Source organism: Pseudoxanthomonas sp. PXM03, assembly GCF_014852005.1.
Classification (GTDB): domain Bacteria; phylum Pseudomonadota; class Gammaproteobacteria; order Xanthomonadales; family Xanthomonadaceae; genus Pseudoxanthomonas_A.
In genome coordinates this window covers 311,652-332,905 of sequence record NZ_JACVAU010000002.1, presented here as the reverse complement: position 1 = coordinate 332,905, position 21,254 = coordinate 311,652, and the positions used below count along the sequence as shown (strand labels likewise).

Annotated in this window: 22 protein-coding genes; 18 read left to right on the top strand and 4 right to left on the bottom strand. The window is 66.9% G+C overall.

Going from position 1 to position 21,254, the window contains the following annotated elements:
- Nucleotides 1-22 precede the first annotated feature (22 nt).
- The gene (locus IB223_RS10315; RefSeq protein WP_192201577.1) at nt 23-580 is read right to left on the bottom strand and encodes a C40 family peptidase; all 558 of its coding nucleotides are present in this window, start codon (nt 578-580) and stop codon (nt 23-25) included.
- 83 nt (nt 581-663) lie between these two features.
- Here IB223_RS10315 and IB223_RS10310 point away from each other — a divergent pair, with 83 nt between their 5' ends.
- The 6 genes from IB223_RS10310 (at nt 664) to IB223_RS10285 (ending at nt 6,933) form a co-directional block, all read left to right on the top strand.
- Nucleotides 664-1,143 (top strand): peptidylprolyl isomerase, encoded by a 480-nt coding sequence (locus tag IB223_RS10310; RefSeq protein WP_192201576.1) that lies wholly within the window; start codon nt 664-666, stop codon nt 1,141-1,143.
- A gap of 113 nt (nt 1,144-1,256) precedes the next feature.
- Nucleotides 1,257-2,504 carry a DUF418 domain-containing protein gene (locus IB223_RS10305; protein ID WP_192201575.1) on the top strand — a complete coding sequence of 416 codons (1,248 nt, stop codon included), beginning with the start codon at nt 1,257-1,259 and terminating at the stop codon, nt 2,502-2,504.
- A 19-nt stretch (nt 2,505-2,523) separates the two neighbouring features.
- Complete coding sequence (locus tag IB223_RS10300; RefSeq protein WP_192201574.1) at nt 2,524-3,774, top strand: FAD-dependent oxidoreductase; 1,251 nt, start codon at nt 2,524-2,526, stop codon at nt 3,772-3,774.
- Nucleotides 3,771-5,126: a glutathione-disulfide reductase gene (gorA, locus tag IB223_RS10295; protein ID WP_192201573.1), complete on the top strand. Its 1,356-nt coding sequence runs from the start codon at nt 3,771-3,773 to the stop codon at nt 5,124-5,126. The genes IB223_RS10300 and gorA overlap by 4 nt, the downstream gene beginning before the upstream one ends.
- A 36-nt stretch (nt 5,127-5,162) precedes the next feature.
- Nucleotides 5,163-5,939 carry an N-formylglutamate deformylase gene (gene hutG, locus IB223_RS10290; protein ID WP_192201572.1) on the top strand — a complete coding sequence of 259 codons (777 nt, stop codon included), beginning with the start codon at nt 5,163-5,165 and terminating at the stop codon, nt 5,937-5,939.
- 10 nt (nt 5,940-5,949) lie between these two features.
- On the top strand, nt 5,950-6,933 hold the full coding sequence (locus IB223_RS10285; RefSeq protein ID WP_192201571.1) for a DMT family transporter: 984 nt from the start codon (nt 5,950-5,952) through the stop codon (nt 6,931-6,933).
- Nucleotides 6,934-6,940: 7 nt separating this feature from the next.
- Here IB223_RS10285 and IB223_RS10280 read toward each other — a convergent pair whose 3' ends face one another.
- Complete coding sequence (locus tag IB223_RS10280; RefSeq protein ID WP_192201570.1) at nt 6,941-8,083, bottom strand: carboxylate-amine ligase; 1,143 nt, start codon at nt 8,081-8,083, stop codon at nt 6,941-6,943.
- Nucleotides 8,084-8,189: 106 nt separating this feature from the next.
- On the opposite strand from IB223_RS10280, the gene IB223_RS10275 reads away from it, so the two are divergent.
- The gene (locus IB223_RS10275) at nt 8,190-9,551 is read left to right on the top strand and encodes a hypothetical protein (RefSeq protein WP_192201569.1); all 1,362 of its coding nucleotides are present in this window, start codon (nt 8,190-8,192) and stop codon (nt 9,549-9,551) included.
- A gap of 73 nt (nt 9,552-9,624) precedes the next feature.
- Here IB223_RS10275 and parE read toward each other — a convergent pair whose 3' ends face one another.
- Nucleotides 9,625-11,514, bottom strand: coding sequence for a DNA topoisomerase IV subunit B (gene parE / locus IB223_RS10270; RefSeq protein WP_192201568.1), 1,890 nt, complete (start codon nt 11,512-11,514; stop codon nt 9,625-9,627).
- Between the two features lie 281 nt (nt 11,515-11,795).
- On the opposite strand from parE, the gene IB223_RS10265 reads away from it, so the two are divergent.
- The 9 genes from IB223_RS10265 (at nt 11,796) to IB223_RS10225 (ending at nt 19,098) form a co-directional block, all read left to right on the top strand.
- The gene (locus tag IB223_RS10265; protein ID WP_192201567.1) at nt 11,796-12,047 is read left to right on the top strand and encodes a hypothetical protein; all 252 of its coding nucleotides are present in this window, start codon (nt 11,796-11,798) and stop codon (nt 12,045-12,047) included.
- A 141-nt stretch (nt 12,048-12,188) separates the two neighbouring features.
- A complete protein-coding gene (locus IB223_RS10260) occupies nt 12,189-13,850 on the top strand; it encodes a CTP synthase (RefSeq protein ID WP_192201566.1) in 1,662 nt (553 codons plus the stop codon).
- 152 nt (nt 13,851-14,002) lie between these two features.
- Nucleotides 14,003-14,836: a 3-deoxy-8-phosphooctulonate synthase gene (gene kdsA, locus IB223_RS10255; RefSeq protein ID WP_192201565.1), complete on the top strand. Its 834-nt coding sequence runs from the start codon at nt 14,003-14,005 to the stop codon at nt 14,834-14,836.
- A 17-nt stretch (nt 14,837-14,853) separates the two neighbouring features.
- Nucleotides 14,854-16,140, top strand: a complete 1,287-nt coding sequence (eno, locus tag IB223_RS10250; protein ID WP_192201564.1) for a phosphopyruvate hydratase — start codon at nt 14,854-14,856, stop codon at nt 16,138-16,140.
- 3 nt (nt 16,141-16,143) lie between these two features.
- Nucleotides 16,144-16,494, top strand: a complete 351-nt coding sequence (gene ftsB, locus IB223_RS10245; RefSeq protein WP_192201563.1) for a cell division protein FtsB — start codon at nt 16,144-16,146, stop codon at nt 16,492-16,494.
- Nucleotides 16,491-17,189 (top strand): 2-C-methyl-D-erythritol 4-phosphate cytidylyltransferase, encoded by a 699-nt coding sequence (ispD, locus tag IB223_RS10240; RefSeq protein WP_192202384.1) that lies wholly within the window; start codon nt 16,491-16,493, stop codon nt 17,187-17,189. The genes ftsB and ispD overlap by 4 nt, the downstream gene beginning before the upstream one ends.
- A gap of 18 nt (nt 17,190-17,207) precedes the next feature.
- Nucleotides 17,208-17,699, top strand: a complete 492-nt coding sequence (ispF, locus tag IB223_RS10235; RefSeq protein WP_192201562.1) for a 2-C-methyl-D-erythritol 2,4-cyclodiphosphate synthase — start codon at nt 17,208-17,210, stop codon at nt 17,697-17,699.
- Complete coding sequence (gene truD / locus IB223_RS10230; RefSeq protein ID WP_192201561.1) at nt 17,696-18,754, top strand: tRNA pseudouridine(13) synthase TruD; 1,059 nt, start codon at nt 17,696-17,698, stop codon at nt 18,752-18,754. The genes ispF and truD overlap by 4 nt, the downstream gene beginning before the upstream one ends.
- Nucleotides 18,755-18,873: 119 nt before the next feature.
- Complete coding sequence (locus IB223_RS10225) at nt 18,874-19,098, top strand: hypothetical protein (RefSeq protein ID WP_192201560.1); 225 nt, start codon at nt 18,874-18,876, stop codon at nt 19,096-19,098.
- Nucleotides 19,099-19,157: 59 nt separating this feature from the next.
- On the opposite strand, the gene IB223_RS10220 is transcribed toward IB223_RS10225, so the two are convergent.
- Nucleotides 19,158-19,706: a Smr/MutS family protein gene (locus tag IB223_RS10220; RefSeq protein ID WP_192201559.1), complete on the bottom strand. Its 549-nt coding sequence runs from the start codon at nt 19,704-19,706 to the stop codon at nt 19,158-19,160.
- Between the two features lie 89 nt (nt 19,707-19,795).
- On the opposite strand from IB223_RS10220, the gene surE reads away from it, so the two are divergent.
- Both surE and IB223_RS10210 read left to right on the top strand, forming a co-directional pair.
- Nucleotides 19,796-20,575 carry a 5'/3'-nucleotidase SurE gene (gene surE / locus IB223_RS10215; protein ID WP_192201558.1) on the top strand — a complete coding sequence of 260 codons (780 nt, stop codon included), beginning with the start codon at nt 19,796-19,798 and terminating at the stop codon, nt 20,573-20,575.
- Nucleotides 20,572-21,249 carry a protein-L-isoaspartate(D-aspartate) O-methyltransferase gene (locus tag IB223_RS10210; protein ID WP_192201557.1) on the top strand — a complete coding sequence of 226 codons (678 nt, stop codon included), beginning with the start codon at nt 20,572-20,574 and terminating at the stop codon, nt 21,247-21,249. The genes surE and IB223_RS10210 overlap by 4 nt, the downstream gene beginning before the upstream one ends.
- Nucleotides 21,250-21,254 lie beyond the last annotated feature (5 nt).

Here is a 21,254-nt window from a genome sequence, read left to right as displayed (position 1 = left end):
GCGTCACAGACTTGACCGATTCCTAACGAAGGACGCGTTTCGCGCCGCTGTAATGGTCCCGCCAGTAGGGGCCGTCCAGATGATCGAGCCGGACCGTACCGCCCGTACTCGGGGCATGCACGAACCGGCCTTCACCCACGTAGATCCCCACATGGGTCACGTTGCCGCGACTGCCGAAGAACACCAGGTCTGCGGGCGCCAGGCGGCGTGGTTCGATCCTGGGTCCCTGCACCTGCGCCAGTTCCCGCGACGTGCGCGGCAGACGCACATCCAGCATGTCCCGATAGACGTAGGTCACCAGGCCGCTGCAGTCGAAGCCGGATTCCGGCGTGTTGCCGCCGTACCGGTACGGCGTGCCGACCAGGCCGATGGCGCGCATCAGGACCGAAGTGGCGGCGGCGGGATCGTCGGCCTGCACCACCGGCCAATCGCGTTGCGCGTGGGGCGGAGGCGATTTGCGGACCTGGGGCTTCGAGCTGCCACAGCCGGCCAGGGCGATCAGGCCGGCGCAGAGCAGGAGGACGGCCCAGCGCCGAAGTGGCGCGGGCAGGGTCAAGCCGGGATAATGTCGGGCCTTCATCGCGGCGCATCTTCGCCGCATTCCCTTGCGGTCCACAAGCCGCGCCCGTCCTGCCCGCCGGCAGGCCCCGTCCAGAGTCCCGCATGAAAATCGCAAAAGACAGCGTCGTCCGTTTCCATTACACCGTGTCCGAAGCCGGCCAGGAGCCGATCGAAAGCTCGAAGGACCGCGAGCCGCTGGCGATCCTGATCGGCCACGGCAACATCATCCCGGGCCTGGAGACCGCGATGCAGGACCGTGAAGCCGGCGAGAGCTTCGGGGTGGACGTGGCGGCGGCCGACGCCTACGGCGAGCGCCGTGACGGCCTGAGCCAGCGCGTGCCCAAGAAGCACTTCGGCAACCAGCGCCTGGTGCCGGGCCAGCAGGTCGTGCTGCAGACCAACTTCGGCCCGCGCGCCGTGACCATCCAGAAGGTCGGCATGAGCGTGGTGGACGTGGACCTCAACCATCCGATGGCAGGCAAGGACCTGCACTTCGACGTGGAGATCGTGGAAGTGCGCGAAGCCAGCGCCGAGGAACTCGAGCACGGCCATGTGCACGGCGACGGTGGTCATCACCACTGATCCACCGCATGCCTGCTTCCAGGACGGCCCGCGAAAGCGGGCCGTTTCTTTTGGCTGCGCGGGATGCCGGGCAGCGCATGGTCTAATCGGGGCGAAGACATCAGGGGATGGGAATGGCGGCGACGATCACCGATAACCTGGCGCCCATCGCGGTGGCCGAACGCATCGAAGCGATGGACGTGCTGCGCGGCTTCGCGCTGCTGGGCATCCTGCTGATGAACATGGAGGGCTTCGTGGGGCCGGTGATGGCGTCGGGCACAGGCCTGGACCCGACGCTTGCGGGGATCGACCGCATCGTCGACCTGCTGGTGTACGTGTTGGTGCAGGGCAAGTTCTACACGCTGTTCTCGCTGTTGTTCGGCATGGGCTTCGCGGTCATGTCGCAGCGCGCCGAACTGGCGGGCCGGCCGTTCGCCGGCGTGTACTGGCGACGGGGCCTGGTGCTGCTGGCCTTCGGCGTGATCCACGCGCTTTTCATCTGGGCCGGCGACATCCTGATGATGTACGCGCTGTGTTCCTTCCTGCTGCTCGCGTTCCGGCCAATGCCTTATCGCTGGTATGTCGGGCTCGGCCTGGTCGCATATGCCATGCCGATCGGCTTCATGTTCCTGATGGGAGGCATGGGGTCGCTGTTGGACGGCACGGCGGGCTGGGACAAGGCGATGGCCGAGATCGGCACGCAGATGCGGGCGCTGATCGACAGCGAGCGCATCGCGTACGGCAGTGGCAGCTATGCCGATGCCACCTGGCAGCGCCTGAAGAGCACGGGCATGGCGCTCAGCAACATCACCATGTTCGGCTTCATCGCGTTCGGCCTGTTTTTGCTGGGCGCTTGGTTCGTGCGTAGTGGCGCCATCGCGCGACCCGGAGAATTCCCGCGCATGTACGCGACCCTGCGTTGGGTGGCATGGCCGCTGGGGTTGCTGTCCATGCTGGGTTCGGTGGCGCTGGAACCGACGATGGATTTCGCCACGTTCAACCTGCGGGTGTCCACGGCGTTCACGCTGCAGATGCTGGCGAACCTGCTGATGTGTCTGGGCTATGTGGCCTGGGTGATGCGCGCGCTGGCCTCGGCGCCGTGGCAACGGCCGCTCGTCTGGCTGGCGCCGGCGGGGCGCATGGCGCTGACCAACTATCTGACGCAGTCGCTGGTGTGTACCTGGATCTTCTACGGCTATGGCCTGGGTTATTTCGAGCAGTTGCCGCGTGCGTGGCAACCGGTGTTCGCGGTGGTGCTGTTCGGCCTGCAGGTGGCGTTGAGCCGGCTCTGGCTGTCGCGGTTCCGGTTCGGTCCCGTCGAATGGCTGTGGCGTTCGCTGACGTACGCGGAGCTGCAACCTTTGCGGCTTCGCGCCGGGTGATAGCGACTAGACTGACAGGGTGGATATTCCCCGCGACGACGTCCTGATCATCGGTGGCGGTGCCATTGGCCTGGCGACCGCGCTGGCACTGCTCGAAGCAGGCCGCGGCGTGCGCGTGCTGGACGCCGCCCGCGTCGGCGGCGGCGCCTCGCATGGCAACTGCGGCACCATCACGCCCAGCCACGCGCCACCCCTGGCCGCGCCGGGCGTGGTGGCACAGGCATTGCGGTGGATGTTCACGCCGGATGCGCCGCTCTACCTCAAGCCCCGCGTCGATCCCGCGCTGTGGCACTGGCTGCTGCGCTTCGCCGCCCGCTGCAACCTGCGCGACTGGCGTCGCAGTACGCAGGCGCGTGCCGCATTGCTCAATGATGCACGGGCCCGGCTGACGGACTGGGTAGGTCGCTATCGACTGGAGTGCGAGTTCGAGGAGGAAGGACTCGACTACGTGTTCCGCGATCCACGCAGATTCCAGCGATATGTGGATGAATGCACGGCACTGGCGGAGTTCGGCATTGCCACGCAGGTGTTCGGCGGCAAGGACTACGAGCGCGAGGAACCCGCCATGCTGCCTGGCGTCGCGGGCGCCATCCGGTTTCCCGGCGATGCGCGGCTGCGTCCGGACCGTTATGTGGCGGAACTCGCGCGCGTGGTGCGCGAGCGCGGGGGTGTCATCGAAGAACACTGCCGCGTGGAAAGGCTCGAAACGACCTCCACCGGCGTGCGGCTGGCAACGGCGCAGGGCACGCGCGCGGGACATGATGCCGTCATCGCACTGGGTGCCTGGACGCCAGCGTTCGCGCGCACGCTGGGATTGAAGGCGCCCATCCAGCCAGGCAAGGGCTATTCGATCACCTACGCGCGGCCTCTGCGCGTGCCGCGTCACCCGATGGTGCTGAAGGATCGCTCGGTCTGCGTGACCGTGTGGGAAAGCGGCTTCCGGTTAGGGAGCACGATGGAATTCTCGGGCCTTGACGACACCCTCAACGAGACGCGGCTGGCTGCCCTCGAACGCGGCGCGCGCGAGTTCCTGCGTGAGCCCTTCGGTGCCGAAGTGCACGAGCGCTGGTACGGGTGGCGCCCGATGACATGGGATGATCTTCCGTTGTTGGGGCGCGTGCCCGGCCATCGTCACGTGTGGATGGCGGCGGGCCACGGCATGCTCGGCATCAGCATGAGCACGGCGACCGGCCAGTTGATGGCCGACCTGATGACGGGCCGCACCCCGGCTCTCGATCCCTTGCCCTACCGACCGGAGCGATTTGCATGAAGCCGCAGGAATTCGACCTGATCGTGATGGGGGGCGGCTCGGGCGGCCTGGCCGGCGCATTCCGGGCAGCGTCGCATGGTGCGAAGGTGGCGTTGCTGGAACCCAGGGAGCTGGGAGGCACCTGCGTCAACGTGGGCTGCGTGCCCAAAAAGGCGATGTGGCTGGCCGCCGAACTGTCGCAGAAGATCGCCTTGGCATCATCGCTGGGCTTCGACGTCGCGCCGCCCACGCTGGACTGGAAGGAGTTCATCGTCCATCGCCAGCGCTACATCGCCGGCATCCATGCCAGCTATCGCAAGCGGCTGGATGAAAGTGGCGTGGTGCTGATGCCTTGCCATGGCCATTTCAGCGACGCGCACACCGTGGTCAACGCAGACGGCGTGGCGCTGCAAGGCAGGCAGGTGCTGATTGCGACAGGGGGCCGGCCATCACGACCGGAGATTCCTGGCGCAGGGCTCGGCATGGTCTCGGATGACTTCTTCAACCTGTGCGCGGCGCCTCCCCGCGTGGCGATCGTGGGCGGTGGTTACGTGGCGGTCGAACTGGCCGGCGTGTTGCAGGCGCTTGGCAGCCAGGTGGAACTTTTCGTGCGCGGTCAACGGTTGTTGGACGGCTTCGACGAGCAGATCACCGCGGAGCTGGCGGATGACATGCGCCAGCACGGGGTGCGTCTGCATTTCGGACATGCCGTGGCAGCGCTGGAGGAGGCATCCGGGGGCGGAGTGACGGTATTGGCGGTGGACGGGACGCGCAGCGAGCGCTTCGACGCGCTGATTTTCGCGACGGGGCGTACACCCAATAGGTCCGGCATGGGCCTGGACAAGGCGGGCGTGGCGATCGATGCACGCGGATTCGTCCAGGTGGACGCGTACCAGAACACCTCGGTCGCCGGGATCTGCGCCGTGGGCGACGTGACGGGACAGGCGGCACTGACGCCCGTGGCCATCGCGGCGGCACGTCGCCTGATGGATCGCGTGTTCGGTGGACAGGCCGATGCGAAGCTCGACTACCGCAACATCGCCACGGTGGTGTTCTCCCATCCGCCGGTCGGAAAAGTGGGTCTGACCGAAGCCGAGGCACGTGCCTGCTTCGGCGAGCAGGTGAGCGTATATGCGACGCGCTTCAGGCCGATGCTGCATGCACTGGCCGATTCGCCGCAGCGCAGCCTGTTCAAGCTGGTCTGCACGGGCGACGACCGGCGCGTGGTCGGCCTGCATCTGCTGGGCGAGGGGGCCGACGAAATGCTGCAGGGGTTCGCGGTGGCGTTGAAGAAGGGCATCACCCTGGCCGACCTGCACGACACGATGGCCATCCATCCCACCAGCGCCGAGGAAGTGGTGCTCCTGCGCTGACGCCTGCCCCGGTGGGGGCGGCGATACAATGGCGGCATGGACACCTACACCCTGCATCGCGGCACGACGCCGCTGCTCATCAGCCTGCCGCACCACGGCACCGCGCTGCCGGACGAACTCGCTGCGCGCCTGACGACCGAGGCACGCCGCGTGCCTGATACCGACTGGCATGTCGCCGAGCTGTATGCCTTCGCGCGCGGACTCGGCGCATCGATCATCGTGCCTGCGTACTCGCGCTATGTGGTCGACCTCAACCGGCCCGAGGATGATGTCTCGCTCTATCCGGGCCAGAACACCACCGGCCTGTGCCCCGTCGTGCGTTTCAGCGGCGAGTCCGTCTACCTGCCGGGACAGGAGCCGACGCCGGAGGAGATCGCGGCACGCGTGGACACCTACTGGCGCCCCTATCATCGAGCCCTGCAGGCCGAGATCGCGCGCCTCCACGAAGCGCACGGGCGCGTCGTGTTGTGGGAAGGCCACTCCATCCGCAGCGAGGTGCCGTTCCTGTTCGAGGGTCGCCTGCCGGATTTCAATCTCGGTACCGCCGGTGGAGCGAGCTGTTCGCCGGGCCTGCGGCACGCGCTGGAAGGCGTGCTTGCGTCGCAGGTGGATTTCAGCTTCGTCGTGAATGGTCGATTCCGCGGCGGCTACATCACCCGTCATTACGCCGATGTCACCCGGGACATCCAGGCGGTGCAGCTCGAACTGGCGCAGCTGAACTACATGGACGAAGACAGCTTCGCCTACCTGCCCGAGCGCGCCGCGCGCACGCAGGGGCTGATCCGTCGCCTGCTGGAATGCACGCTGGCGTGAAGCGGTCGCCATGACACAGCCGCAAGCGGAAGACGAACTGGCGCAGCCACTCGACGTGGCGCCGGCCGAGGCAGTGGAAGCGCCGCAGGCGCGACCGGGCCTGCACGCGGTCAGCCGCTCCGGCCTGCTGCTCGCCGCAATGGGTGCCATCGCCTTTTCCGGCAAGGCGATCATCGTCAAGCTGGGCTATCGCTACGGTGCCGACGCGGTGACCTTGCTTGCGCTGCGCATGCTGGTTGCGTTTCCGTTCTTCCTGCTGATGGGATTGTGGGCCGCGCGGCGCAGCGCGGCGCTGTCGAAGGATGACCTGGGCAGAATCCTGCTGCTGGGTTTCCTCGGCTACTACCTGGCCAGTTTCCTCGACTTCGCGGGTCTGGCGTACATCACCGCCACGCTGGAGAGGTTGATCCTGTACCTCACGCCGACGTTGGCGGCGCTGATCGGCGGGTTGGCGTTCCGCAAGCGCATCTCGCGCAGGCAGGCGTGGGCGCTGGGGGTCAGCTATGCCGGCGTGGCCCTGGCATTTGGCCATGACCTGCAGGCAGGCGGTTCCAACATCGCGCTCGGCAGCGTGCTGGTGTTCGGCAGTGCGCTGGCCTATGCGCTCTACCTCGTTGGCAGCGGTGAAGTGGTGGCGCGCGTCGGTGCGGTACGCCTCACGGCGTACGCCAGCAGTGTGGCCAGCGTGCTTTGCCTGCTCCAGTTCCTGCTGCTCCGGCCGCTCGGTGCGCTGGTGTTGCCATGGGAGGTGTACGCACTTTCGTTGGTCAACGGCACGCTATGTACGGTGTTGCCGGTACTGGCGGTCATGATGGCGGTGGCCCGGATCGGTTCTGCACTCGCGGCGCAGGTCGGGATGATCGGGCCGGTGTCGACCATCGTGCTCAGCCTGTTGTTGCTGGGCGAGCCGGTGGGGCCGTGGCAGGTCGCGGGTACGGTGTTGGTGATGGCGGGTGTTTTCGTGGTGTCGCAGCAGAAGGCCATCGTGCGCTGAGCAGTCGTCAGGCCGGTACGCTGGCCGTCGCCAGCCACTCCACCACCTGGGCCAGCGCGTCGCCATGCGTATCGCCGGCCAGCCTGCGTGCCTGGTACTGCTGCAGTTGCCGGTGCGCGCTCGTGCCATCTTCGAGGATGCGCCACACACGTTCGATCTGGGTCTCGCAACTCAGCGCCGCGATGTCCGGTGCCAGGGCGTCCAGGGTGCTCTCCAGCATTTCACGCACCGACACCAGCCGACGGCTGCCGAGATCGATCAGGCCCGCGTCGAAGCCGTGGCGTTGGGCGCGCCAGAGGTTCTCCGCGATCACCGCCTGCTCGCCAGCCTGCAGTCGGTCGTGCAACTGCGGCGCTCGCTCCAGGTGCCGGATCAGGCAGCGGAACAGCTGCGCGATCGCCAGTGCATCGCGTGGGTCGGTGCAGGCGTCGGTGACGCGCAGCTCCAGGGTCGGGAAGGCGAGTGACGGTCGAAGTGCCCACCACAGGAAACTCGCATCACGAATGGCTCGCCCGTCCACCATGCGCTGCACGTAGTGGTTGTATTCGGTCTGGTCGCGGAACAGCGGCGGCAGGCCGGTGCGGGGAATCTCCTGGTACGCCGTCTGCCGGTAGCCCATCAGGCCGGTGGCATGTCCCATCCAGAACGGTGACGAGGTGCTCAGGGCCAGCAGCAGTGGCAGGAACGGCTGCATGCGCGCCATCAACGGCACACGTTGCGCCGGATCGGCTGGTTGTACGTGCACATGCAGGCCGCACAGCAGGTTGCGGTGGCCGAGCATCTGCAGCTCGTCCATCACCTGGTCGTAATGGGGCTTGTCGGTGCTGCGCTGACCGCGCCACTGCGCCAACGGATGCGTGCCTGCCGACAGGATGCCGAGGCCATGCGTGTGTGCAATCCCGCCGACCGTGCGACGCAGCGTGAGGAGGTCACGCGCTGCGGCGCGCGGGTCGTCATGCACCTCCGTCTGCACTTCCACCTGCGTCTGCAGCATCTCGCTGCCGAAGCGCTCGCCCAGTGCCGAGCGGCATGCCTCGAAGAAGCGGCGCGGCATGTGCCGCAGCCGGCGACCATTGCGGCGCACAAGGAAATACTCTTCTTCCAGGCCGAAGGTGTAGGGGTGCGATGCATATTCCGGCGGATGCGTCATGCCTCGGTTATCGCACGGGGCAAGTGAATGCCCTGTTCAACCCGGCTGCGACCTTTCCGGTGTCGGCTGCATCTCCTGTAGATCCTTCTCCCAAAGCAGACATCACATGACCCGTTCCGCTTTCTTGCTGGTATTGCTCTCGCTCACGGCAGCACAGGGCGCATCGGCGGCGGCGGCTCCCTTGCTGGACGTCCGGATCAACAGGCTTCAAGGCCTGCTGGATCTGGCGCTGTCTTACTGCGGAGGTGATGAGGCGTCGCCGGCATTGCGAAAGGCGCTCGCGGACGTAGCAGCACCGAGTGCACTCGATGCGGATCGCCTGCGCCGGTTCTGCGGCATGGACCGGTGGCGCGATGTGCGCGCCACGGAAGCGCGGCCTCGAGGCTACGGGCAATGGTCGTCGCCCTGGTGGAGGCTGCAGGATGCCGCCGTTCTTTCACCCGACCTGAAGACGTTCGAGCGACGTATCGTCGTGGACTACGACGCCGAGGACAGGCAGATCGTCCTCGAGGCGCTTGCGGCGATCGAACCCCGCTATGTCGAAACAGTGGAAAGGCCGTTGGCACGCGAGGCGTCCACCATGGCGGATGGCGTGCGCGACCACATGCGCAAGCACAGGGTGGACATGCTGCTCGCCGCGACGGCCAGGTTCTATGGCTCGCCCCGCGCCGCTGATGTGCCCTGGACCATCGGCCTGTCCCCCGTCCCAGCAGGTGGGGGCTCGTTCAGCGCCACGGTCAACGGACAGGTCGTGCGCAGCTTCATGCCGGTGGACAGCCGTGATTACACGGCCTACGCGAGCGTGGTGGTGCACGAGGTAGCGCATGTCCTGTTCGGCGGCCAGCCACTCGCGCAGGTGGACCGCATCCGAGCGGCTTTCCGCGATGCGCCGTCACCCAACCGACGCTACGCCGAAGCCTGGCTCAACGAAGCCTTGGCGACAGCCGTGGGCAATGGGTGGGCCTACCGGCGCATGGCGGGCAGCGACGACACCGCACCCTGGTACGACGATTCCGTCATCGATGCCTATGCGCGGGCCATCGCGCCCGCGGTCTACGCGCGTCTGGACGCCAACGCTCCCATGGACGAGGCGCTCATGGCCGGATGGGCCGCTGCGTTCGATCGCGCCCTGCCGGACGCACGTGCCGACCCGGATGTACTGCTGCAGCACCTGGTCCTGGTGACGTCGGAAGGGCGTGACGTAGCGGGCAGGCTGCAGCACGCGTTGCGCACGCGGATGCAGGTGCGCGCGCTGACCGTCGTCAGCGAGGCGCCCGCGGACCAGGTGCCCGAAGAGGCAGCGACGATCTTGCGCGTGGAACTCGGCGAGGTCCCGGGATCGGGTGAATGGACGCGCGAGGAAGCCCCGGACGGCAGGCTGATCTTCCAGGTCCGGCTACGGGATGCCGATGCGTTTGCGGGAGCACTGGAGGCGCTGGTGGCGCGCATCCGCGCGGACGCCTGGTAAGGACGGGCCGCGCCAATGCCGAAGGCTGAGCACGAGGTCGTCGTAACGGTCCCCGTGCAACAAACAGTCGCGATCAGACTTCCAGGGACGCCAGGTCGCCCTTCGCTTCCAGCCACGTCTTGCGGTCGCCCGCACGCTTCTTGGCCAGCAGCATGTCCATCAGGCCGTGCGTCTGCAAGCTGTCGTCCACGGTCAGCTGCACGAGCCGCCGCGTATCGGGGTGGATGGTGGATTCGCGCAACTGGGCGGGGTTCATTTCGCCGAGCCCCTTGAAGCGGGTCGTGTTGACCTGGCCACGGATCTTTTCGCGCTCGATCTTCTCCAGCAGCAGGCGCTTCTCTTCCTCGTCCAGCGCATAGAACACCTGTTTGCCCACATCCACGCGGAACAGCGGCGGCATGGCGACGAACACGTGGCCTGCCTGCACCAGCGCCGGGAAATGGCGCAGGAACAGGGCGGCCAGGAGCGTGGCGATGTGGAGGCCGTCGGAGTCGGCGTCGGCCAGGATCACGACCTTGCCGTAGCGCAGCCCGCTGATGTCGTCCTTGCCGGGATCGCAGCCGATGGCGATGGCGAGGTTGTGCACTTCGTCGGAAGCGAGCACCGACGTGCTGGCGACTTCCCAGGTGTTCAGGATCTTGCCGCGCAACGGCAGGATGGCCTGGAAATCCTTGTCGCGCGCCTGCTTGGCGCTGCCGCCTGCGGAGTCGCCTTCCACCAGGAACAGCTCCGTGCGCGACAGGTCCTGGCTGATGCAGTCGGCCAACTTGCCGGGCAGGGCGGGGCCCTGGGTGACCTTCTTGCGGATGACCTGCTTCTCGGTCTTCAGGCGCGCACTGGCGCGCTCGATGGCGATCTGCGCGATCTTCTCGCCCAGCTCAACGTGCTGGTTCAGCCACAGGCTGAAGGCATCGTGGGCGGCGCCTTCGATGAAGCCGGCGGCCTGGCGCGACGACAGGCGTTCCTTGGTCTGGCCGCTGAACTGCGGATCGGTCATCTTCAGCGACAGCACGAAGGCCACGCGGTCCCACACATCTTCCGGCGCCAGTTTCACGCCGCGCGGCAGCAGGTTGCGGAAATCGCAGAATTCGCGCAACGCATCGGTCAGGCCGCTGCGCAGGCCGTTCACATGCGTGCCGTGCTGCGCAGTGGGGATCAGGTTGACGTAGCTTTCCTGCACCAGTTCACCTTCCGGCACCCAGGCCACGGCCCAGTCGACGACCTCGCTGTCCTTCTTCAACTGGCCGACGAAGATGTCCGGCGGCAGCAGTTCGCGGCCCGCCATTTCGCCCCGCAGGTAATCGCGCAGGCCGTCCTCGTAGTGCCAGCTGTCGCGCTCGCCGCTGGCTTCGTCGAACAGGGTGACATTCAGGCCGGGGCAGAGCACCGCCTTGGCGCGCAGCAGGTGCTTGAGCGCGCGCACGTTGAATTTGGGCGTGTCGAAATACTTGGGATCGGCCCAGAAGCGCACGCGGGTGCCGGTGTTCTTCTTGCCCACGCTGCCGACGACTTCCAGCGGCGAGGCGCGGTCGCCGTTGCGGAAGGTGATGCGGTGCTCGCTGCCGTCGCGCTTGATGTGCACTTCCACCAGGGTGGACAGCGCGTTGACCACGCTGACACCCACGCCATGCAGGCCGCCGGAGAAGGTGTAGTTCTTGTTGCTGAACTTGCCGCCCGCATGTAGCCGGGTGAGGATCAGTTCCACGCCCGGGATCTTCTCTTCGGGATGGATGTCCACCGGCATGCCGCGACCGTCGTCGCTGACTTCGCAGCTGCCATCCTTGAACAGCGTGACTTCGATGCTGCCGGCGTGTCCGGCCAGCGCCTCGTCCACTGCGTTGTCGATGACTTCCTGCGCCAGATGGTTCGGGCGCGAAGTGTCCGTGTACATGCCTGGGCGGCGCTTGACGGGGTCAAGGCCGGAGAGGACTTCGATGTCGGCGGCGTTGTAGCGGCTGCTCATGGGGTTTTTCAGGTTCTCGGTGCGGCGGCGCGGCGCCATGGACGCCGCAGGATGACGTGATGGTGGGGACAGTCGACCCGAAGGTCGTCGCAGGCCACGCGACGCGCCCTGTTCCCGTCCGGAATCCCGGACCGGGCGGCAGTGTGCGGCCAGTGCGGCTTTTTTGCCATGTTCAGTCGAGGGCCGGGCAGGGCGCAGTACGCTTGCGGCGTGGACATGGAAGCCCTTGCGGGCGCCATCCGGTGCCCCCAGATTCCCGCCATCCCACGAGGAGCATTCCCATGAAGTCGCGCAACCTGTTGCTGCTCTCCGCCGCCGTCGCCGGCGCGCTGTTCGCGGTCCATGCGTTCGCCCAGTCCAAGGCGGGCGCCGATGCCGACAAGCCGAAGCAGGACCAGTCCCAGACCAGTGATCCGTCCGACCCCGACGCCAAGGCGCGCCGCCGTGCCGCCAACGAGGCCGCAGCCAAGCGCAAGGCCGCCGAGGGCCAACAGAAGAAGGCGGGCGAGGAAGAGGAAGAGCGCAAGCCCTGACCTTTCGCAGATCCGTCGAAACCCTTGCGTCGCAAGGGTTTCGTGGCTCATCACTGATGGCAGACGCCCCGCTCCGGCGGGGCGTCGCGCTTCCGGGCGACACCTGTTGCCTGTAGACTATGGCTTTCCGGAGCCCCGCCCATGACTCCCCTGATTTTCGTTACCGGCGGCGTTGTGTCCTCGCTAGGCAAGGGCATCGCCGCCGCTTCGCTTGCGTCCATTCTTGAAGCACGTGGCCTGAAGGTCACGATGATGAAGCTGGACCCCTATATCAACGTCGACCCGGGCACCATGAGCCCGTTCCAGCACGGCGAGGTGTACGTCACCGATGACGGCGCCGAGACCGATCTGGACCTGGGCCACTATGAGCGCTTCGTGCGCACCCGCCTGAGTCGCAAGAACTCGGTCACCACCGGCCGGATCTACGAGAACGTGATCCGCAAGGAGCGTCGCGGCGACTACCTGGGCGCCACGGTGCAGGTGATTCCGCACATCACCGACGAGATCCGCCGCTGCATCGACGAGGCCACCGAAGGCTTCGACGTGGCGCTGGTGGAGATCGGTGGCACGGTCGGCGACATCGAATCGCTGCCGTTCCTGGAAGCGATCCGCCAGATCCGCACCGAGCGCGGCCCCGAGAAGGCCCTCTTCATGCACCTGACGCTGGTGCCGTACGTGGCGGCCGCGGGCGAGCTGAAGACCAAGCCCACGCAGCATTCGGTGAAGGAACTGCGGTCGATCGGCATCCAGCCCGATGTGTTGCTGTGCCGGTCGGAGCAGCCGATCCCGGACTCCGAGCGCCGCAAGATCTCGCTGTTCACCAACGTGCCCGAACGCGCCGTCATCAGTGTGCCGGACGTGGACGTGCTCTACCGCATTCCGATGGGGTTGCACGGGCAGGGCCTGGACGAGATCGTCCTGCGCCAGTTCCGCATCGACAACACGAAGGCGGCGGACCTGTCCGAGTGGGAAGCGGCGGTCGATGCCACGCTCAATCCGCTGGACGAAGTGACCATCGCCGTGGTCGGCAAGTACGTCGACCACCAGGATGCCTACAAGTCCGTGGGCGAGGCGCTCAAGCATGGCGGCCTGCGCCAGCGCACGCGCGTCAACCTCAAGTGGATCGAAGCGCAGGAACTGGAAGGCACTGACATGGCCCTGCTACGGGGCGTGGACGGCATCCTGGTGCCGGGCGGTTTCGGCGACCGGGGTTTCGAAGGCAAGGTGCTGACCTCGCGCTTCGCGCGCGAGCAGAAGCTCCCGTACTTCGGTATCTGCTATGGCATGCAGGCGGCGGTCGTGGATTACGCACGCCATGTGGCCGGCCTGACGGACGCCAACAGTACCGAGAACGACAAGCAGTCGCCGCACCCCGTGATCGGTCTGATCACCGAATGGCGCACTGCGACGGGTGACGTGGAGAAGCGCGACGAACGCTCCGACCTGGGCGGCACCATGCGCCTGGGCCTGCAGGAGCAGCGCCTGAAGCCCGGCACGCTGGCGCGCGAGCTCTACGGCAAGGACGTGGTGGCCGAGCGCCATCGCCACCGTTACGAGTTCAACAACCGCTACCGCACGCAGCTGGAAGACGCCGGCCTGGTTGTCGCCGCCAAATCCATGGACGACCTGCTGGTGGAGATGGTGGAACTGCCGCGCAGCGTGCACCCGTGGTTCCTGGCCTGCCAGGCGCACCCGGAGTTCCTGTCCACGCCGCGCGATGGCCATCCGCTGTTCGTCGGTTTCATCCGCGCCGCGCGCGAGAAGAAGGCCGGCGGCAAGCTGTTGAAGGAAGCGCGGGCTTGAAGGCTTGTTCCTTCTCCCTCCGGGAGAAGGTGCCCCGAAGGGGCGGATGAGGGTACGGCGAAGTCCGGGATGTTCCAGCCTTGCTGATTCCGCCGTACCCTCACCCCAACCCCTCTCCCGGTGGGAGAGGGGTTCTGACCAAAGGTGAATGCATGAAACTCTGTGGTTTTGACGTCGGCCTGGACCAGCCCCTTTTCCTGATCGCCGGTCCGTGCGTGATCGAGTCGATGCAGTTGCAGATCGACGTAGCCGGACGCCTGAAGGAAATCACCGGCAAGCTGGGGATGAACTTCATCTTCAAGTCCAGCTTCGACAAGGCCAATCGCACCTCCGGCACCAGCTTCCGCGGTCCGGGTATGGAAGAGGGCCTGAAGGTGCTGGACGCGGTGAAGAAGCAGGTCGGCGTGCCGGTACTCACCGACGTGCACGAATACACGCCGATGGATGAGGTCGCCGCCGTCGTCGACGTGCTGCAGACACCGGCTTTCCTCGTGCGCCAGACGGACTTCATCAGGAAGGTCTGCTCGGCGGGCAAGCCGGTGAATATCAAGAAGGGCCAGTTCCTGTCGCCCTGGGACATGAAGCCGGTCGTCGACAAGGCCAAGTCCACCGGCAACCACGACATCATGGTCTGTGAGCGCGGCGCGTCCTTCGGCTACAACAACCTTGTCAGCGACATGCGCTCGCTGAGCGTGATGCGCGATACCGGTTGCCCGGTGGTGTTCGATGCGACGCATTCGGTGCAGTTGCCGGGTGGGCAGGGCACCAGTTCGGGCGGTCAGCGCGAATTCGTACCGGTGCTGGCACGTGCGGCGGTTGCCGTGGGCGTGGCGGGCCTGTTCGCCGAAACCCACCCGGACCCGGCCAAGGCCCTGTCCGATGGGCCGAATGCCTGGCCGCTGGACAAGATGGAAGCGCTGCTGGAAACCCTGCTGGCGCTGGACGGCATCACCAAGAAGAACGGTTTCCTCGAATCCACTCTCTGAGCTGAGCACACGACACGATGACCCAGATCGCCAAGATCCACGCCCGCGAAATCCTCGATTCCCGCGGCAATCCCACCCTCGAAGCCGAGGTCACGCTGGACGACGGTTCCTTCGGTCGCGCGATGGTGCCGTCCGGCGCCTCGACCGGCACCAAGGAAGCGGTCGAATTGCGTGATGGCGACAAGACGCGTTACCTGGGCAAGGGCGTCCGCAAGGCGGTGGAGAACGTCAATGGCCCCATCGCCAACGCGCTGCATGGGTTCGACGCCACCGACCAGGAAGGCCTGGACCGTCGCCTGATCGATCTGGACGGAACCGAGAACAAGGGCCGCCTGGGCGCGAATGCGCTGCTGGGTGTGTCGCTGGCCAACGCGCATGCGGTGGCGGCGTCGAAGAAGATCCCGCTGTGGCAGCACCTGGCCAACGGCAACGACGTCACCCTGCCGGTGCCGATGATGAACATCATCAACGGCGGTGCGCATGCTGACAACAACGTGGACTTCCAGGAGTTCATGGTGCTGCCGGTCGGTTTCGATTCGTTCGCCGAATCGCTGCGTGCCGGCACCGAGATCTTCCACTCGCTGAAGTCGGTGCTGAAGGGCCACGGCCTGAGCACGGCGGTTGGCGACGAAGGCGGCTTCGCACCCGACTTCCGCAGCAACGTGGAAGCGCTGGACACCATCCTCGAGGCGATCGGCAAGGCCGGCTACACCGCTGGCGAAGACGTGCTGCTGGGCCTGGACGTGGCCTCCAGCGAATTCTTCGACAACGGCAAGTACCACCTGGTGGGCGAGAACAAGCGCCTGACCAGCGAGCAGTTCGTCGACTTCCTCGCCGACTGGGCCGCGCAATACCCCATCATCACCATCGAGGATGGCCTGGCCGAAGACGACTGGGCGGGCTGGAAGCTGCTGACCGACCGGATCGGCAAGAAAGTGCAGCTGGTCGGCGACGACCTGTTCGTCACCAACCCGAAGATCTTCAAGGAAGGCATCGAGTCCGGCACCGCCAACGCCATCCTGATCAAGGTCAACCAGATCGGCACGCTCAGCGAAACGCTGGAAGCCATCGCGATGGCGCACCACGCCAACTACGCGTCGGTTGTCTCGCACCGCTCCGGCGAAACCGAGGACACCACCATCGCCGACATCGCGGTGGCCACCACGGCCACGCAGATCAAGACCGGTTCGCTGTGCCGCAGCGACCGCGTGGCCAAGTACAACCAGCTGCTGCGCATCGAAGAAGCGCTGGGCGGCAAGGCGCGCTATGCCGGTCGAAACGCCTTCGTGTCGCTGAAGAAGTAATCCATGCGCAAGGCGCCCTGGTTGCTGCTGGTGCTCGTACTGCTGCTGGGATGGCTGCAGTACAAGTTCTGGTTCGGCGTGGGCAGTTCCGGCCAGGTCGTCGCGCTGGAGCAGCAGGTCGAGGCGCAGAAGCGCGAAAACGCCGGTCTTCAGGAGCGCAACGACGCGCTCGCCGCCGAAGTCGAGGACCTGAAGTCCGGCGAGTCGGCGGTGGAGGAGCGCGCGCGCAGCGAACTGGGCATGATCAAGCCGGGCGAGAAGTTCTACCGCGTGGTCGAACCGGCGGCGCCGACACCGGTCGCGACCAGTGACGAGGCGGGAAGCGACGGTGATGTCGCGGAGCCCGTTCCCTGATGGCCCGCATCTGGGCCGTCGTGCCTGCCGCCGGACGCGGTACGCGCTTCGGCGGCGAGCTTCCCAAGCAGTATCTCGTTGTCGATGGCGCGCCCCTGATTGCGCATACGCTGGCGGCCCTGTTCGCGCATGACGCGGTGGAGGGTGCGGTGGTGCCGGTCTCCGAGAACGACCGGGACTGGCCGCGCTGGACCGAGTTCGCGGGCAAACCGGTGCGCCCCTGTATCGGGGGTACGAGCCGTGCGGCGTCCGTGTTGGCCGGCCTGCAGTCGCTGCCGGGCGATGTGCGCGCGGATGACTTCGTGCTGGTACACGACGCCGCGCGTCCGAACCTGTCGCTCGCAGACCTGTCGCAGCTACTGGAGCGCGGCCGCAACGATCCGGTCGGCGCCATCCTCGCCGCCCCCGTGCGCGACACGTTGAAGCGTGCGGGAGACGATGGCGGCATCGACGCCACCGAGCCGCGCGAGCGGCTGTGGCGTGCCTTCACTCCGCAGTTGTTCCGCCGCCTGCAGCTGACCCGTGCGCTGGAGGCCGCCACGGCCGACGGTGTGGAAGTCACCGACGAAGCGATGGCGATGGAGCGCTTGGGCCTGCGGCCGTTGCTGGTGGAAGGCTCCGAAAGCAATTTCAAGATCACCACGCCGGCGGATCTGGCGCGGTTCGCCTACGAACTGGCGCAACGCGACCGCTGACGCCGAACCGGGAACGACATGTCCGACTCACTGAACATCCGCATCGGGCAGGGCTTCGATGTGCACGCCTTCGGCGACGGCGACCATGTCATGCTCGGGGGCGTGCGCGTGCCTCATGAACGCGGCGTGCTCGCGCACAGCGATGGCGATGTGGTGCTGCATGCGCTGTGCGATGCCATGCTGGGCGCGCTGGCGCTGGGCGATATCGGCCTGCACTTCCCGCCGTCGGATGACCACTGGAAAGGGGCGGACAGCCGCGCATTCGTACGCCATTGCAACGCCCTGATCGGCGAGCGGGGCTGGCGCGTCGGCAACGCCGACGTCACCGTGATCTGCGAGCGGCCGAAGGTCGGCCCACATGCCGGTGAGATGCGGGCATGCGTGGCGGAAGACCTGGGCATCGATACCGATGCCATCAGCATCAAGGCCACCACCACCGAGAAGCTGGGGTTCACCGGTCGCGGCGAGGGCATCGCGGCGCAGGCGGTCGTGTTGCTGGTGAAGGCGTGAGCGAAGAGCTGCCCCGTGCGTTCGGCGCATCCGTGCTGTGCGCGACCGTGCGCAACGCGCCGGAAGACTTCTTCGTGGAGGAATTGCCCGGCTTCGCGCCCTCCGGCGAGGGTGAGCACCTGCTGCTGACCGTCGAGAAGCGCGGCATGAACACCCAGTTCGCGGCCAAGCGCATCGCCGCATGGGCGGGCATCGCGGAGATGGGCGTGGGGTATGCGGGCCTGAAGGACCGGCACGCGATCACGCGACAGCGTTTCAGCGTGCACCTGCCGCGCAAGACGGCCCCTGATCTGGCGGCTCTTGCCTCCGATGATCTGACGGTGATCGAGTCGACCTGGCATTCGCGCAAGCTCCCGCGCGGAGCCTTGGCGGGCAATCGCTTCGAGCTGGTGCTGCGCGATGTCGTCGGCGATGCCGGGGCCATCGAGGCGCGATTGCGCGACATCGCCCTGCATGGCCTCCCGAACTGGTTCGGCGAACAGCGATTCGGTCGCGACGGCGGCAATGTCGCGGCTGCATTGACGATGTTCGCGGGTCGGCGGGTGCGTCGCGAACAACGCTCGATACTGCTGTCGGCGGCGCGTTCCGCCTTGTTCAACCGGGTGCTGGCGGCCCGGATCGCCGATGGCAGCTGGAATCGGGGGCTGGAGGGCGAAGTCTGGACGCTCGCGGGCAGCCGCAGTGTGTTCGGGCCGGAACCCTGGAGCGATGCGCTGGCAGAGCGGCTGGCCGGTTTCGACATCCATCCCTCCGGTCCGTTGTGGGGCCAGGGAGAGCCGCGTGTGCAGGCTGCGGCGCGCCTTTGCGAGGAGCGCGCGCTGCAGGGGGACGATGCGGCCGCGATGCGGGCCGGGCTGGAGCGCGAAGGGCTGAAGCAGGAGCGGCGCGCGTTGCGATTGCGGCCCGACGGGCTGGCCTGGCAATGGCTGTCGACCGATGTGCTGCGGTTGGCATTCGCCTTGCCGCCGGGGAGTTACGCGACGGCGGTGCTCCACGAACTGGGTTCGACGCGGGATGCGTCGCAGCCGCAAGACCGTCCGTCGGAACGCGACTGAAGACACTGGAAGCGCCGTCCAGCAGGCGTATAAGCGGAAACAGGCGTCGCCAGCGACGTGCCGGCTGCAGACCGCTGGAGGGCGCCCCACAGGTTCTTTCCACACGCCGGAGGGTCGCCATGAACACCATGCTTCGCCTTGCAGTTGTGTTGTCCGTCTGCGCCTTGCTGGCCGCATGCGCCAGTACGCGTGGAACCGCCAGTTCGCCGCCGCCCGCCCAGCGTCAATTGACCGCCGAGCAGCAGTACATCGCCTATGTCGAGCGGATCGCCAAGCGTCGTGGCATCCACCTGACGTGGGTGAATCCCCCGCGGATAGAGGACAGCACTGCCAACAAGCAGTGAGTCTGGCCCCAGAGTGGTCGACGCCCATGCCTGTCGGAACGGCGGCAGGGGCGTCCTGATCAGCTGCGGCTTCGTGCCAGCAATACCAGGACCGCGCCCGTGCCGCCCTGCGTGGGCGGTGCCGAATGGAACGCCAGCACGTCCGCGCGCTGGCGCAATACCCGGTCCACGAGATTCTTCAATACCGGTGCATCACCTTCGGAGCGCTGGCCCTTGCCATGGATCACGCGCACGCAGCCATGGTCATGCGCATGCGCTTCCGCGAAGAACCGGCGTAGCAGTCCCTCCGCCTGCAGCGCGGTGGCGCCATGCAGGTCCAGCTCGTCCTGTACCGAGAACTGCCCACGCTTGAGGCGCTGGAAGGCGCGCGGCGAAAGCACCTCGCGGCGGTAGCTCAATACATCACCGGCGGCGCGTACATCCAGGGATTCCATGCCCCGCTGGAACTCGCCAAGCGCTTCGTGCTCGTCGCGATCGGCCATGCGCGCCGAAGGCTTCGGCGGCGCCTTGCGTGGCGGTGGCGGCGCTTCCTGCAGCCGTCGCACTTCGCCGATCGCATCGCGGAACAGCGCGGCGTCATCGTCGTCGGGAGGCGTGGGGCGGGACATGTCGCCAGCGTAGCGGCATCGGCACGTGACGCAAGCGCGGGAAGCTGCGGCGTGGTTCCGGTATCATGGGGCCGTCCCCGAGGAAACCCATGCGCGTACTGGTCAGCAACGACGACGGCGTTGACGCCCCCGGCATCCGAATCCTGGCAGAAGGCCTGCGCAGCGCGGGCCACGAAGTGTACGTGGTCGCCCCCGACCGCGACCGCTCGGGCGCCAGCAATTCGCTGACGCTGGACCTGCCGATCCGGCTCAAGCGCATCGATCACTACACCTGCAGCGTGGCTGGCACGCCGACGGACTGCGTGCACCTGGCGTTGACCGGGATGCTGGAGTTCGAGCCCGACATCGTGGTGTCGGGCATCAACAACACGGCCAACCTGGGCGACGACGTCATCTACTCCGGCACGGTGTCGGCGGCGATGGAAGGCCGCTTCCTCGGCTTGCCGGCGGTGGCGATGTCGCTGGTCACCCGGAACCACGATGCGAAGCACTACGAAACCGCCGCGCGCGCCGCAGTCGAGATCGTGGCCCGGCTGAAGTCCGATCCGTTGCCGGCTGACACCATCCTCAACGTCAACGTCCCCGACCTGGCCTGGTCCGACCTGCGGGGCTTCGAGGTCACCCGCCTCGGTAACCGCCACCGCTCCGAGCCCTGCGTGCCGCAGCCTGACCCGCGCGGCCATACCGTGTACTGGATCGGTCCCGCGGGGCGCGAGCAGGATGCAGGCCCCGGCACCGATTTCCATGCCGTGCGTACCGGCCATATTTCCATCACGCCGATCCACGTCGATCTGACGCGCTACCAGGCGCTGGAGAAGGTCGCCGGCTGGGTGGGTGGATTGACTGCCGCGCTCGAGGACGCCCCATGACGCCGCGGTTGCGTCTGCAGCCCGAGGCCGTCGGCATGGGCATGACGTCCCAGCGCGTGCGCGATCGCCTGGTGGACCGCCTGCGCGAGTCCGGCATCACCGACGAGCGCGTGCTCAATGTCATCCGCACGCTGCCGCGTCACCTGTTCGTCGATGAGGCGCTGGCAACGCGCGCCTACGAGGACACGGCGCTGCCGATCGGCCACAGCCAGACCATTTCCCAGCCCTGGGTGGTGGCGAGGATGACCGAAGTGCTGCTGGAGACCTCGCCGAAGAAGGTGCTGGAGATCGGCACGGGGTCGGGTTACCAGGCCGCAGTGCTCGCCATGCTCGGGCTCGAAGTGCATACCGTCGAACGCATCGGCGACCTGCTGCGGCAAGCGCGCAAGCGCCTGCGCCAGCTGGGCATGAACGTGCGCAGCAAGCACGACGATGGCCGCATCGGTTGGGTCGAACACGGTCCGTACGATGCGATCATCGTGACCGCCGCCGCTCCCGCGCTGGTGCCGGTGCTGGTGGAACAACTCGCGGTGGGCGGGCAACTTGTCGCACCGGTCGGCGGCAGTGGTTCGCAATCCCTGGTGCGCCTGCTGAAGCGCCCGGATGGCAGCGTGGAAGAAACCACGCTGGCCCCCGTGGTCTTCGTGCCGCTGCTGTCGGGAACCCTGGATTGAGCGGC

Excerpts from the sequence above, each read along its gene's own strand:
- IB223_RS10315 (WP_192201577.1), bottom strand. The coding sequence starts at position 580 with ATGAAGGCCCGACATTATCCCGGCTTGACCCTGCCCGCGCCACTTCGG.
- IB223_RS10310 (WP_192201576.1), top strand. The coding sequence starts at position 664 with ATGAAAATCGCAAAAGACAGCGTCGTCCGTTTCCATTACACCGTGTCC.
- IB223_RS10305 (WP_192201575.1), top strand. The coding sequence starts at position 1,257 with ATGGCGGCGACGATCACCGATAACCTGGCGCCCATCGCGGTGGCCGAA.
- gorA (WP_192201573.1), top strand. The coding sequence starts at position 3,771 with ATGAAGCCGCAGGAATTCGACCTGATCGTGATGGGGGGCGGCTCGGGC.
- hutG (WP_192201572.1), top strand. The coding sequence starts at position 5,163 with ATGGACACCTACACCCTGCATCGCGGCACGACGCCGCTGCTCATCAGC.
- IB223_RS10285 (WP_192201571.1), top strand. The coding sequence starts at position 5,950 with ATGACACAGCCGCAAGCGGAAGACGAACTGGCGCAGCCACTCGACGTG.
- IB223_RS10280 (WP_192201570.1), bottom strand. The coding sequence starts at position 8,083 with ATGACGCATCCGCCGGAATATGCATCGCACCCCTACACCTTCGGCCTG.
- IB223_RS10275 (WP_192201569.1), top strand. The coding sequence starts at position 8,190 with ATGACCCGTTCCGCTTTCTTGCTGGTATTGCTCTCGCTCACGGCAGCA.
- parE (WP_192201568.1), bottom strand. The coding sequence starts at position 11,514 with ATGAGCAGCCGCTACAACGCCGCCGACATCGAAGTCCTCTCCGGCCTT.
- IB223_RS10265 (WP_192201567.1), top strand. The coding sequence starts at position 11,796 with ATGAAGTCGCGCAACCTGTTGCTGCTCTCCGCCGCCGTCGCCGGCGCG.
- IB223_RS10260 (WP_192201566.1), top strand. The coding sequence starts at position 12,189 with ATGACTCCCCTGATTTTCGTTACCGGCGGCGTTGTGTCCTCGCTAGGC.
- kdsA (WP_192201565.1), top strand. The coding sequence starts at position 14,003 with ATGAAACTCTGTGGTTTTGACGTCGGCCTGGACCAGCCCCTTTTCCTG.
- eno (WP_192201564.1), top strand. The coding sequence starts at position 14,854 with ATGACCCAGATCGCCAAGATCCACGCCCGCGAAATCCTCGATTCCCGC.
- ftsB (WP_192201563.1), top strand. The coding sequence starts at position 16,144 with ATGCGCAAGGCGCCCTGGTTGCTGCTGGTGCTCGTACTGCTGCTGGGA.
- ispF (WP_192201562.1), top strand. The coding sequence starts at position 17,208 with ATGTCCGACTCACTGAACATCCGCATCGGGCAGGGCTTCGATGTGCAC.
- IB223_RS10225 (WP_192201560.1), top strand. The coding sequence starts at position 18,874 with ATGAACACCATGCTTCGCCTTGCAGTTGTGTTGTCCGTCTGCGCCTTG.
- IB223_RS10220 (WP_192201559.1), bottom strand. The coding sequence starts at position 19,706 with ATGTCCCGCCCCACGCCTCCCGACGACGATGACGCCGCGCTGTTCCGC.
- surE (WP_192201558.1), top strand. The coding sequence starts at position 19,796 with ATGCGCGTACTGGTCAGCAACGACGACGGCGTTGACGCCCCCGGCATC.
- IB223_RS10210 (WP_192201557.1), top strand. The coding sequence starts at position 20,572 with ATGACGCCGCGGTTGCGTCTGCAGCCCGAGGCCGTCGGCATGGGCATG.